Below are 12956 nucleotides of genomic sequence, written 5' to 3' on the forward strand. Positions count from 1 at the left end.
CGTTGTTAGCGCGACTCAATTAAGCCAAATGAGTTTCAAAATCAATGAAATCTTGTGGGATGGGTGCAACGATTGTTTTAAGTTCTTTCGTAAATGGAAGTGGTAGTTCAACTTGCCACGAGTGTAACATCAAGCCAGTACTGCCATCATTTGCATTATACAGCGGATCTCCGACCAAGGGGTGACCAAGCGCCTCAAAATGGACGCGAATCTGGTGAGTGCGCCCGGTTTCTAGCTGAATTTGGACCATTGAGTAATCGCCCAATTGTTTGATGAGGTGATAGTGGGTGATCGCCCGAGCACTACCTGGACCACCAACTTTTCGCTTTCGTTGATCGTCGGGATCACGGCCGATCGGGAGATTAATAGTTCCTTTGGATGGAAGCCCGGTTCCTTCCACCCATGCCAAATACGTCCGCTTAATCGTCTTTTCGCGGATGTTCGCGACCAAGATAGGCACCACCACGGGATTTTTTGCAAAGAGAATGGCTCCACTGGTTTGCTGGTCCAATCGGTGAATTATGTAGGGCACGGTTTCTTTGGTCTGCAGGTAAGCTGCTAAATGATTGATTGTCGCGCCAATTTCCCCAGGCTGATTGGGATGCGTTTTATCTCCCCGGTGTTTATTGACGACAAGCAAGTTGGCGTCTTCATAGACAATTTCAACGCTGGCAGCTGAATCTGGTTGAACGTGAGGAAATGGATTGGCAAAATCGGCTGGTGTAAAAGTGAGCTGAATTTGATCGCCAGCATTAACCGGGAAATTGACGGGTAAATACTCGCCATTAACCAGCACCCGTTCAGCGTGGCGGATGCTATAAACAAGATGTTTGGGCAATTGCCAATAATCACTTAATAATGTTTTGAGAGCTTGACCGTTCATAACTGGGGGAACGGTTTGCTTAAAGGTCCAATATTTTTTATGACTCATGGTTTTCCTCTTCTAAACAAAAAGGCTGGGGCAAGCGGCGTTTTGATCCTAGAATTTAATGAAAAGAACCAATTATTCCGGATTTGTTGGAATAGTTGGTTCTTTCTATATATATGGCTGGGATCAGTTGTTTGGTACAGCCCAATCCAAATATCAGCAATGATCCAAGCAAAAGGGTACTGGTTAGAAATCAATAGCTGTCCCAGTTCTGATACTCATTTATTTGCTGGCTTGTTTCTTTTGATTCTTTGATCGTACAATCAAGACGTCACACTTTGATGTTCGAGTGACATAGCTGGTGACTGAACCGATAATTAATCGTTCAACGGCACTTAACCCGGTTGATCCCATCACGATCACATCAGTGTTATGATCAGTGGGAAATTCGCGGGCAATAATTGGCTTTGGATTTCCAAATCGAATATGGATATCCACGTCTTTAACGCCGGCGTCCTCAGCCTGTTTTTTCAATTCTTTGAGTTTGTTTTCTGTATTTTCAGTTAACTTGAAAACGACGTCGCCGCTTACGGCACTCCCATAAGTCTGGTTAAATTGGTTAACTTCCAAGATGTTCAGGATATCTAAATGAGCGTTGTTAACTTTGGCTACTTCAATTGCACGCTGAAGCACATTTTCAGTAACAGCTGAACCATCAACTGGTACTAAGACGTTCTGATAATTTTGTTCTTGCATGTTCATCACCCCATAATCGATTTGCTTCCATCTAAACTATAACATTCTCAGGTGGAATTGTAAGCAAAAAAGTGAGCGGAGCTAGGCGCTTAGAAATTGGAACATAAGTTTCCTCAATCGTAAATCCTGGTTCTGAGGATTTACGATTGAGGTGCTTATGTGGAAATTTCTGCCTAGAGGAGCTGTCCTAAAACAAGTGTGCGGATCCAGGCGGTTAGCAACCGGAGCGTAAGTCTCCGCAAGCAGAAATTCCGGTTTTGGGAATTTTTGATTGTGGTGCTTACGTGTAGGTTGCTGCCTGGAGGAGCTGTCCTAAGAGAAGTGAGCGGAGTAAAGCGGTTAGAAACTGGAGTCTAAGTCTCCTTTTTCAGAAATCCCCGGATTTGGGATTTTTGAAAAAGGTGCTAGGTGTAAGTTTCTGCTTTGCGCAGCTGTCCTAAGAGAAGTGAGCTAAGTAAATCAGTTAGAAGTCGGAGTGTAAGTCGCCGCCGTGGGAAATTCCCGGTTCTGGAATTTTTCGCAGTGGTGCTTACATGCAGACTTCTGCTTGAAGAAGGTAGCTTAAAATAGTAAAGGGCTTGCATGTGATTGTAATCGCTTACGGTTGGTGCTACCATTCTTATGAGTCATAAAATGAAAAGAGGGTTTTTGAATATGTATTATTACGTCATGAAGTCAAACGATATTCGGCGCAACCTTGCCACTGAACAGTATCTAATGAATGAAATTGAATTTGATGAGCCGTTGCTGCTATTTTACATTGAAGGTCCATGTATCATTGTTGGTCGTAATCAGAACACTCTTGAAGAAATTAATAAAAAATATGTTGATGAACATGGCATTATCGTGACCCGTCGGCTTTCTGGCGGGGGCGCGGTCTACCAAGACCTCGGGAATCTGTGCTTTAGCTTTGTGGTTGATAGTGACAGTGAAGAATTTGGTGACTTTAAATCATTCGTTCAACCAATCGTTGACGCGTTGCATGACATGGGGGCAACCACTGCTGAAGTCAGTGGTCGAAACGATATCTTAGTCGATGGCAAGAAGTTCTCCGGGAATGCCATGTATACCAAGAACGGCAAAACATTCTCTCACGGGACATTGATGCTTGACGTTGACCTTTCTGTGATTCCAAAAGCATTGGATGTCCCAGAGGATAAGATCAAGTCTAAAGGAATTAAATCAGTGCGGTCCAGAGTAACCAACTTGAAGCCCTATCTGGCCGCAAAGTATCAAAACTTAACGACCCCAGAGTTCCGTGATCGCTTGTTAAAAGAGTTGTTCCATGTGGATGACCTCGCTCAGATCAAGGATAAGGAATACCAGTTGACCGACAAAGATCAAGACGGTATCGATAAGATTTTTGATGATTATTATAATAATTGGAATTGGGTATATGGTAATTCACCTGAATTTACCGTTAAAAAACGCCAGCACTTTACGAACGGAACCATCGATGCCCGATTGCAGGTAGATGATGGTAAAATTACCAACATTAAGTTCTATGGTGATTTCTTTGGCCCTCAGGATGCAGGCGAAGTGGCTGATAAGCTCAAAGGCGTGCGATATGAACGTCAGGATATTGAAGATGCCTTCAGTGGGATTGATACCGATCAGTACTTCACGGGTATTCCAAAGCAGGATATTGTAAACATGTTACTGGATTAATCCGCTCAAATGCAATCTGTTAAAGTTTTCTCAACTTTGCTTTCCTAACGTTACCAAATAAGTTAAACTAATATTGTTAAGTAAAAGGATAAAATTAATCATAATTGTATCCTTTTTCTTTTAGTTATCGAAAGAATAGGGGATCAAATGAAAGCAGAAGAGAAAAAAGTGGTTTGGTGGGCGATTGTTTCACTAGGGCTGTTTCTAGTCGTGAATTGGCTGATGGTCCTGCCGATTATGAAGTTGCATCAATCAGTTCCAATATCAGAAGCACTTCAAGTGACTTACATCGCGATTACATTTTATGCCGCAACGATTATTCTAGCTGTGTTGAAAGTTCGGATCAGCTATTATCTGCTGGCAGCAGTAGTGGCAATTTACACCGTTGGCCTGGTTGGGATGGTTGTTACCATGATGAATGGCAGCATGGCTAACATTGTGATTAGATTATTGATGGCTGCACTAGGTGCTTTTGGCATTTTCATCAATATTTATTGGTTTATGATTGCTTATAAAATGCGGGTGGTTCTTCAGAAGGGCCATCGAGAAAAGCAAGCTGAGAAACTCAAGAATTTCAAAAAGTAGGTGAAAATAGTTGGAAAAAGATGTTGCAAGTTTCATTGAAGATATGACTAATGAGAAGATTGAAGGCAAAACGGTTAGTTCAAAGTTGGCAACGGTTGCCAAAGATCCTGCAAAGGCCATGCAGCCAGTGTATGATTTTGTTGAAGAGCAGCTTAACCTTGGAAAGCTTGGGTATGGTGAATTGACAATTGATGATGCAGATGCGGTTATCCGGCTGGAAACCAATCTCATTAATCTGCCACTCCAAGAACCAACTCGCATTTCAAAGATGATATCCGATCAAGACAAATTACCGGTTAACGTTTATTTGGTTATTAGTTCGCCTTTTGTTAATCAGTCGGGATTGCGAATCGATGAAGTTTCTAGCGCTGATGACTTTATTGGCCACTTGGCGGATTATTCGAAGACAATGAATGAGTGGGTCGCCGAGAAACTGGCCGCTGTTCAAGAAAATAAGGCTAAGAAGGCGGAAGAAGCTGCTCATGAGGCTGAAAATAAGCCCCAAGGGACTAAACCGACGAAGGCAAAGACGACTAAATCTAAGAAATGATTGAAATGACACTGAAAATGTGGCATACTGTTCACATGCGATGAGTCGAGAGACCACGCAGCATTTATGCTGTTCGCGCAAGCGACTAAGGTGGTATTTTGAGCGGGACACATTTTAAGCACGGATTTGTGGTGTCTGACTTCAGCGGATTGTGGAGTCCAAGAAGTCCATTTATATTAATATAAGTGCCGCAGAAAAGGATTAGCTGAATTTCAGCTAATCCTTTTTTCAATACAATTAAACGTTCAATATCAATTTACCAACCACATGGCCGGTCTCACTCTGTCGATGCATTGCTTGGACATTCTCAACGGTAAACGGTAATTGTTTGGCAATCTTAATCTTCAATTTACCAGCTCCCAGTTGGGCGCTTAGCTGGGAAATGACTTCATGTCTTGGGGCAGCATTGATCTTCTCAAAATAGACCTCGTGTTGTTTCCCTAATTCAGTTGTTTCGGGCAAAGTCTCCACAATCGAGATGATTCTGCCACCTGGTTTGACGACTTTAAATGCGTCAAGCTGGTTTTGACCGCCGAGCGTATCAAACACCAAATCAACATTTTTGACATGATCTGCAAAATTGGCTTGAGTGTAATCAATGACCTTGTCGGCGCCTAATTGAGTCACAAAACTGACATTTGGGCTGCTGGTGGTCGTTAGCACGTGGGCACCGGCATTCTTAGCCAATTGAATCGCCATCCCACCTACGCCACCAGAACCTGCCAAAATGAGGACTGTCTGGCCGCGTTTGAGTTGACCGGCGTCAAACAGGGCTTCCCAAGCAGTTGTTCCAGCTAAGGACAGTCCAGCCGCAGTTTGGAAAGACACCGTGATTGGTTTATGGGCGAGCTTATCGGCGTCAACGGCATAAAATTCTGCGTAAGTGCCCCGATTACTTGGCGTGCCATAACCAACAACCGCATCCCCAGGTTTAAATCCCGAGACTTGGCTGCCAACTTGTGAAACGATGCCGGCCATTTCTTGCCCTAAGACGATCGGAAACTTGAATGGATAGCGTTCTTGGCGCAAACCACTGCGAGTTTTCCAATCAATTGGATTGACCCCAATGCTGACAACTTTCACCAATACTTGATCAGGGTGGATATCAGGCACTGGAATGGACTGTTCAGTTAATTTTGATTCATCACCGTATTCATTGATGACGATTGCGTTCATGTTATCTGAGTTTGTCATTTAATCACCTCGCACACATTATACCCGTGAAACGGAAAAGTGAAAACCAACAGATAAGTTGTGCACAATCTAATTGACTTTGATTGGAAAAAGCGTAACCTTAATAACTGAGGAGCTGATAAAATGAAATTAACCATTACAGATGATGCATTAACCCATTTAATGTCGGTGTTTCCAGCAACCAGCAAGTTTTTATTAAGCTTTGACGATGGGGTTGGCCCCTTTTCCAAAGTGGGTATCTGCTCACTAGACGTTAGCTTTGATGTGATTGCCGTTGATCAAGATGCTCAAGTATCTGACTATCAGGCAAAGCTGACCACGAATGTCGGTGACTGGTACTATAAGGGATATTCCAAGCGATATTTAGATGATAATATGAAGCTTGATTATGTTAATAATCGATTTAAGTTATCTGGTGATAGCGGTATTTTGGACGGAAATGTTGATTTAAAAAATCTAACGACCCAAAAAACATCATAACTAAACAAAAAGATTCAGACAAAGTTCAGCTTTACGCCAACTTTGTCTGAATCTTTTTTTGATATAGGCTAGTGATTAATGTGAGGCAACATAATCATTTAATTGTTGAAGGTATAGAGCTTTTTTCTCATCGCTAATCCAAGAAGTTTCAAAGGAATTGCGGGCAAGCGTGACAATTTGATCCTTGGTGAGGTTGAATTTATCAGCTATCGCATAGTAATTATCACTGATGTAGCCACCAAAGTACGCAGGATCATCTGAATGGATGGAAACTTTCACGTTCTTTGAAAGTAACTCCAGAACTTCCTTGCCTTTCATCTCAGGAGAAACAAAACTATTGGAAAGGGGACAAGAGGTCATCCCGATTTTCTTTTTGGCAACGAAATCAACCAAATCAGGGTCTTCGACAATGTTGGTACCATGATCCAGCCGTTCAACGCCCATAATTTCGAGGGCTTGGCGAATATGTTCAATCGAATCCTTTTGATCGATGTCACAGTGGGTGGTCAAGTGAAGGCCCGCAGCGGCTGCGTCCTCAAATTGACGAGCAAACTTCAATGGTGGATTGTTGTGCTCATCAGAATCAAGGCCGATACCGACGATCATATCCTTGTAATTCATTGCTTCTAATAAAGTCTTTCGAGCGGATTCTTTTGAGAAGTCGCGGAGGAAGCACATGATGAGTGACGCATCAACGTTCAATGCCCGTGCGTCAACAACTGCTCGGTGAAGGCCATGAATCACTGTTTCAAATGCAATGCCCCGGCTGGTATGAGCTTGGGGGTCAAAGAAAATTTCTACATGGCGGACGTTGTTTGCGGCCGCTCTTTTAAGGTAGGCAAACGCTAAGTCATAAAAATCCTGTTCATGTTGGAGGACATTCATCGCTGGATAATAAACAGCTAGAAATGAAGCCAAGTCATCATATTGATATGTTTTTTGAACTTCTTCGATTGTTGATTGGCCAATATCGATATGGTTACGCTTGGCTAATTTTAATTTTAAATCGGGCTCAAGGGTTCCTTCAATATGTAAGTGTAGTTCGGCTTTTGGTAGATTCTTAGTAAATTCTGGGGTGATTTCAGTAGACATTGTGTATTCCTCCAAAAATGTTCGTGTTTTAGCTACAATCCATAGTTTAACATATTATATAGAATCGTCAATACAATAAAATCCGAATGATGCTATTGTAATTTGAACGGAAATGTGGAATAATACGAAGCATAAATTATTTATTGGAAAGGGATTTTAGCAATTATGCAAAAGACGAGTGACAGTACAATGGTGAACACAGGCCTACTGGACCGCACCTTTCATCTCACTGAACAGAATACGACCGTTAGGCGGGAGTTATTAGCCGGATTAACAACATTTGTTTCGATGGCGTACATTTTGTTCGTGAATCCAAGTGTTCTGGGTGCTGCTGGAATGAATAAAGGAGCCGTTTTTACCGTTACCGCGGTAACTTCTATTCTTGGCTGTTTATTAATGGCATTCTTAGCTAATTACCCAATTGCAATTGCCCCTGGATTGGGTGACAATGCGTTCTTTACATTTTCAGTTGTATTAGGGATGGGAATCCCGTGGCCAAAAGCAATGGCTGGGGTTTTCGTTGCGTCGGTATTGTTTACAATCTTATCTTTCTTAAAAGTCCGGGAAATTGTCATTGATGCAATTCCTAAGGATCTCAAGCTCGCCATGGCCGCAGGAATTGGGATATTTATTGCCTTTGTTGGCTTGCAGGGTGGCGGGATCATCGTTGCCAGCAAAACTTCTTTGGTTGCCATTGGTTCCTTAACGGTTCCCACAACCTGGTTAACAATTTTTGGTATCTTTGTAATTGCGATCTTGATGGCTCGAAAAGTGCCTGGGGCAATCTTTATTGGTTTGGTTGCCACTACCGTTCTTGGCCTAGTAACTGGTTTGATTGCAATGCCAACCCATATTATTTCTCTGGCTCCAAGCATGGCACCAACCTTTGGCGTCGGCGTTACGCATTTATCATCCATTGTGGATCCGCAAATGTGGGCAGTTGTGCTGATCTTCCTATTAGTTGCCTTCTTTGATACAGCTGGTACGTTAATTGGTTTGGCACAACAAGCTGGAATCATGAAAAATAACAAGATGCCCCGAATTGGTCGGGCATTGATGTCAGATTCGATTTCAATGTTGGCTGGTTCCGTCATGGGAACAACCCCAACTGCTGCTTACGTTGAATCATCAGCCGGAATTGCTGTTGGTGGCCGGACCGGGTTAACTTCATTAACAGTTGGAATCTTGTTTGCATTTAGTATGTTATTCTCACCACTGTTGACGGTTGTGACCGACCAAGTAACCGCGCCAGCATTGATCATTGTTGGTGTCTTGATGGTTTCAGCGCTAAAAGAAATTCACTGGGACAAATTTGAAGTTGCCATGCCTGTATTTTTGACCGTTGTTGGCATGCCACTGACTTATAATATTTCTTACGGAATTGCCTTTGGTTTCCTCACATATCCAATCTTGATGACCGTTGCCGGCCGTCGTAAAGAAGTTAATTACATTATGTGGATCCTGTTCTTCATATTTATTCTGTTGCTTTATGTATTAAATATCGTACCTAAATCATAAGTTAATAACCCTTAAATGACTGGAGAAAATTCATGACGACGATTGAAGAACTTGAACAATATATTGATGCTGGTGCTGCCAAGATTCCCGCTGATACAGTCATTGAGCACGGAACGTTGGTGAACGTTGACACCGCCGAATATTATCCAGCTGACGTTGCCATTTATAACGGTAAAATTGTTGCGGTCGATGAGGATATCAACGATTACATTGGCCCAAATACCAAGCATATTGATGCCACTGGCAAATACCTGGTTCCGGGCATGATTGATGGTCACATCCACGTTGAATGCAGCAAGATGAGCATGACCAGATTTGCCCAGGCAGTAGTGCCTCACGGAACGACCAGTATTGTTTCTGGATTGGATGAATATATTTCAACCATTGGCATCAAAGGCCTGGACGAGATTTTTGCCGAAATCGATCAGAGCCCGTTAAAGGTATTCTGGGGGCTGCCATACAAAACACCGTACACAATCCCCAAGTCAACGATCAGTTATGACGTGTCTGCCAAGGACCATGAAGCAATTCAACCGAATGAAAACTGCTATGGTGTTTGGGAAACGGTTCGTGAAGCAGTTGAAATGAAGGATCCTGATGCCCTCAAAGCAATCTTGACGGCCCAAAAGTATCACAAACCAATCTTTGGCTGTTCTCCCATGGCGACTGGCAAGGCGTTAAACCAATTTTTGATGAGTGGCGTTCATGTTGATCACGAAAGCTATTCTCATGAAGAATTTTTAGAAAAAGCCCGTAAAGGCATCCATGTGGTGATTCGGGAATCTTCAGTCACTAAATTTTTAAAAGAAAATATTCGTGCCATTACAGAAGGAGCGGCCGGAGTTGCGCGTCATACCAGTTTCTGTACCGATGATGTCAACGCCAGGGACATTTTAAATCATGGCCACCTTGATCATATGGTTCGATTAGCGATTAAAGCAGGCGTTTCTCCAATGACTGCCATTCAGATGGCAACCGTTAACGGCGCCGAAGCTTACCATATTGATGATCGGGTCGGCTCAATCGCCCCAGGAAAGGATGCCGATATTCTTCTGATCGACCAACCTGGTTCATTTACCGTTGAAACAGTCGTCAGCAAGGGGCAGTTGGTTTCTGAAAACCAAACCGAAGCGATGAGCTTCAATCCACCCAAACGATCTGCTCAAATCCAAGGTCAACTGAAGCACGCCCCAATGCAGCCAACAGATTTTGACTATCGAGTTGACCAATCTGCTGGAACGGCATTGGTTCGAACCATTCACAGCGTTGGGCCATTTGTGCGTAAGGCTCAAGATATTGAATTAACGATTAAAAATGGTGTTGTGATTCCGGATCCTGAAAAGGATATCGCTGCCGTCTCAGTCATTGAACGATACGGCGTTAATGGTAACCAGTCGCACGGTTTCATTTCCGGCTGGTCGTTTAAACGGGGCGCGATTGCGACTTCCGCTTCTCCAGATGATAATAATTTGGTGGTTGCCGGTGTGAATACCAGTGATATGGCGTTAGCTATCAATACACTGATTGAGTGTGGCGGCGGTCAAGTTGTTGTGGTTGATGGCAAGGTGGTTGCTTTGCTGGAATTACCAATCGCAGGGATTACAGCTGATTTAACCCCAACTCAACTCGCGCAAAAAGAAATTGAATTAAAACACGCTGCCGAACAACTTGGCAGCACTTTACCCGACCCATTATTCTACCTGTCGTTCCTGCCGATTACCGCTATCCCGGATTTGGCAATTACGGACAGTGGCAATGTGGATTATCCAAAATTAGCATATTTCGATCCTATTTTGAAAGTTACCAGCAATGACAATGCATAAGAAGGATCAAAACAGTTGATTTGATCTCAGAGTTTATATAAGAAGGGCAACCATTCCGCAGATTCAGGAATGGCTGCCCTTCTTTGTTAAAAAAATCGGAATTTTAAGACAGGAGAATAACGCACAATTAAATATCATTTGTGAATGCCTTTTACTCCTTCACATCATAAACGACGCATGGCCTTTTCAATACTTTGATAAGGCATAATCCAAAGCATCATCACCAAGAACGTGCCGATCATCCCAAATTCATGCCAGAAGTATGTCAGGCAGAAAACGGCCACGAACGCGGCTAAGGTGATCAAGCTCTTAGGCTCATGCTTTAAGGTATCAATCAACAGCTGGCTGTTGCGGTTTGCCCTCAACAGGCTGACTCGCAAGAAGTTCCATGCCAAATTGATGAAGATAAATAATAGTGTGTACAACTGAGAACCAAACAGACTGTGGGGGTCATCATTCACAATTGCGGTGGCAAATGGCACGAATGATAAGAAGAACATCAAGCTGGTGTTCGCCCAAATTACCAGACCGTCAATTTTCTCGACCACTTGGAACATATGATGGTGGTTGCCCCAAACAATTGCCAGCAGAAAGAATGAAATTGCGTAGGCGAGTAATTCTTCGTGCATATTCCACAGTCCATTCCAAGAATAACGCTTTGGTTCGCCAAGTTCCAGAACCAAGACAGTCATGATAATTGGAATGATTGCATCGGTAAACGCTTCAAGTCGATTTTTAGGCATCAGGTCATACTCCTTTCGCATACTCTACATAACAAGGATACAATATTTTTCTTAGAAATTTGCAGATAACGACTTTGCTTGTCTGTAATCGTTTCCAAGGCTGTGAGCCAATTGACTTTTATGATGAGGAAAAGTTAAAATAGACTAATAATTCTAATCAGGAGTTAATTTTCCATCTGGAGGTTACAGATTATGTCATTAGGTTCACGAATTTTTAAACGGGAGAAATTGGATCGTTACCTTGAAACTGACAAAAAATTTATTAAAACGATGTCAACTTTTGATCTGATTGCCCTAGGGATTGGGGCGGTGATTGGTACTGGTATCTTTATTCTGCCAGGAACCGTTGCTGCCACCAAAGCTGGCCCGGGAATTATTCTTTCATTCATTGTGGCGGCCATTGTGTGTTCAACTTCAGCCATGTGTTACGCCGAATTTGCCTCGGCGTTACCAGTTGCTGGAAGTGCCTATTCATATGGAAACCTGGTGTTCGGCGAGATCATCGGCTGGGTATTGGGCTGGGCATTGATTTTGGAGTACGTTCTGGCTGTTGCGGCGGTTTCTAGTGCGTGGGGCGCTTACTTTCAATCGTTCTTAGCCGGTTTTCATATTGGTTTTCCAAAGGCCATTTCCGGTCCGTTTGTACCGAGTCAGGGAACCTATGGTAATGTGATTGCAATTATTATTGTTATTTTGATTTCCTGGATGTTAAATCATGGGATGCGCTCGTCAGTTCGATTAAACAACTTAATTGTTGTTGTCAAAATTGGGATTATTTTGCTATTTATTCTAGTGGGCGCCTTTTATGTAAAACCAACTAATTGGCATCCATTCTTACCCTACGGTTGGATGGGTGGCAGCCACGGCGGTGTCTTGGGCGGCGCTGCTGCGGTATTCTTTGCCTATTTGGGCTTTGACGCGGTTTCGAGTTCAGCTGCCGAAGTTAAGAATCCCAAACGAAACATGCCGATTGGAATTATTGGGACGTTGATTGTTGCCACCATTTTGTACGTTGGCGTTTCGATCGTCTTAACGGGAATGGTTTCGTACACCAAGCTGGACGTTGCGGATCCGGTTGCCTTTGCCTTGCAATTTGTGAAGCTGAATTGGGTTGCTGGTATCATTTCGCTAGGAGCGTTGGCCGGAATGTTTACGATGATGGTCACAATGACTTACAGTTCTTCAAGATTAATTTATTCGATTGGTCGAGATGGGTTGCTGCCAAAATTCCTTGGTAAGTTGGATAAAAAGGGCAGTCCAAGAAACAGCCTGATAACGATTACGATTGTGATTGCTTTTATGGGTGGCTTTGTTCCCTTGGATCAATTGACCAACTTGGTTAATATTGGCACGTTGATTGCCTTTCTCTTCGTGTCATTTGGGATTATCCCATTGAGAAATAATAAAGAAATTCAAAATCACCACGGATATCAGGTTCCCTGGTATCCAGTATTGCCGATAGTTTCTGGCTTGTTATGTATGGTGATGCTGTCACAATTGCAAGCAGAAACCTGGATTGCATCAGGAATTTGGTTCGTGTTTGGCCTTATTCTTTACTTCGGGTATGGAATGAGACATAGCCGGATAAGTGCATAGAGCGCAAAAAGTAGCGGTTTGACTCATTCATATAAGCCGACCCCCAGTGAAAGCCCGTTTCTGGCTTTCACTGGGGGTCGGCT

General features: G+C 43.1%; 12 protein-coding genes. 7 read left to right on the forward strand and 5 right to left on the reverse strand.

The window, feature by feature from the left end; translation table 11 throughout:
• Nucleotides 1–19: 19 nt before the first annotated feature.
• Both FD12_RS05030 and FD12_RS05040 read right to left on the reverse strand, forming a co-directional pair.
• Nucleotides 20–931 carry an RluA family pseudouridine synthase gene (locus tag FD12_RS05030; protein WP_056982017.1) on the reverse strand — a complete coding sequence of 304 codons (912 nt, stop codon included), beginning with the start codon at nucleotides 929–931 and terminating at the stop codon, nucleotides 20–22.
• Nucleotides 932–1150: 219 nt separating this feature from the next.
• Nucleotides 1151–1624, reverse strand: a complete 474-nt coding sequence (locus FD12_RS05040; RefSeq protein ID WP_056982019.1) for a universal stress protein — start codon at nucleotides 1622–1624, stop codon at nucleotides 1151–1153.
• Between the two features lie 654 nt (nucleotides 1625–2278).
• On the opposite strand from FD12_RS05040, the gene FD12_RS05045 reads away from it, so the two are divergent.
• The 3 genes from FD12_RS05045 (at nucleotide 2279) to FD12_RS05055 (ending at nucleotide 4427) form a co-directional block, all read left to right on the forward strand.
• Complete coding sequence (locus FD12_RS05045) at nucleotides 2279–3292, forward strand: lipoate--protein ligase (RefSeq protein WP_056982020.1); 1014 nt, start codon at nucleotides 2279–2281, stop codon at nucleotides 3290–3292.
• A 147-nt stretch (nucleotides 3293–3439) separates the two neighbouring features.
• Nucleotides 3440–3877, forward strand: coding sequence for a hypothetical protein (locus FD12_RS05050; RefSeq protein WP_054748333.1), 438 nt, complete (start codon nucleotides 3440–3442; stop codon nucleotides 3875–3877).
• Nucleotides 3878–3887: 10 nt separating this feature from the next.
• Nucleotides 3888–4427, forward strand: a complete 540-nt coding sequence (locus tag FD12_RS05055; RefSeq protein WP_054748331.1) for a hypothetical protein — start codon at nucleotides 3888–3890, stop codon at nucleotides 4425–4427.
• Between the two features lie 237 nt (nucleotides 4428–4664).
• Here FD12_RS05055 and FD12_RS05060 read toward each other — a convergent pair whose 3' ends face one another.
• Nucleotides 4665–5621, reverse strand: coding sequence for an NADP-dependent oxidoreductase (locus FD12_RS05060; RefSeq protein WP_056982021.1), 957 nt, complete (start codon nucleotides 5619–5621; stop codon nucleotides 4665–4667).
• Nucleotides 5622–5744: 123 nt separating this feature from the next.
• On the opposite strand from FD12_RS05060, the gene FD12_RS05065 reads away from it, so the two are divergent.
• The gene (locus FD12_RS05065) at nucleotides 5745–6101 is read left to right on the forward strand and encodes an iron-sulfur cluster biosynthesis family protein (protein WP_056982022.1); all 357 of its coding nucleotides are present in this window, start codon (nucleotides 5745–5747) and stop codon (nucleotides 6099–6101) included.
• A gap of 75 nt (nucleotides 6102–6176) precedes the next feature.
• On the opposite strand, the gene add is transcribed toward FD12_RS05065, so the two are convergent.
• Nucleotides 6177–7193, reverse strand: a complete 1017-nt coding sequence (gene add, locus FD12_RS05070) for an adenosine deaminase (protein WP_056982024.1) — start codon at nucleotides 7191–7193, stop codon at nucleotides 6177–6179.
• 165 nt (nucleotides 7194–7358) lie between these two features.
• On the opposite strand from add, the gene FD12_RS05075 reads away from it, so the two are divergent.
• Both FD12_RS05075 and FD12_RS05080 read left to right on the forward strand, forming a co-directional pair.
• On the forward strand, nucleotides 7359–8711 hold the full coding sequence (locus tag FD12_RS05075) for an NCS2 family permease (RefSeq protein ID WP_056982025.1): 1353 nt from the start codon (nucleotides 7359–7361) through the stop codon (nucleotides 8709–8711).
• Between the two features lie 32 nt (nucleotides 8712–8743).
• Nucleotides 8744–10534: an adenine deaminase C-terminal domain-containing protein gene (locus tag FD12_RS05080; protein ID WP_054748327.1), complete on the forward strand. Its 1791-nt coding sequence runs from the start codon at nucleotides 8744–8746 to the stop codon at nucleotides 10532–10534.
• 164 nt (nucleotides 10535–10698) lie between these two features.
• On the opposite strand, the gene FD12_RS05085 is transcribed toward FD12_RS05080, so the two are convergent.
• The gene (locus tag FD12_RS05085) at nucleotides 10699–11277 is read right to left on the reverse strand and encodes a TMEM175 family protein (RefSeq protein WP_054748326.1); all 579 of its coding nucleotides are present in this window, start codon (nucleotides 11275–11277) and stop codon (nucleotides 10699–10701) included.
• Nucleotides 11278–11469: 192 nt separating this feature from the next.
• Here FD12_RS05085 and FD12_RS05090 point away from each other — a divergent pair, with 192 nt between their 5' ends.
• Complete coding sequence (locus FD12_RS05090) at nucleotides 11470–12873, forward strand: APC family permease (protein ID WP_056982026.1); 1404 nt, start codon at nucleotides 11470–11472, stop codon at nucleotides 12871–12873.
• The last annotated feature ends 83 nt before the right edge of the window (nucleotides 12874–12956 follow it).

The organism is Lentilactobacillus rapi DSM 19907 = JCM 15042 (assembly GCF_001436255.1).
In the GTDB taxonomy this organism is placed as follows: domain Bacteria; phylum Bacillota; class Bacilli; order Lactobacillales; family Lactobacillaceae; genus Lentilactobacillus; species Lentilactobacillus rapi.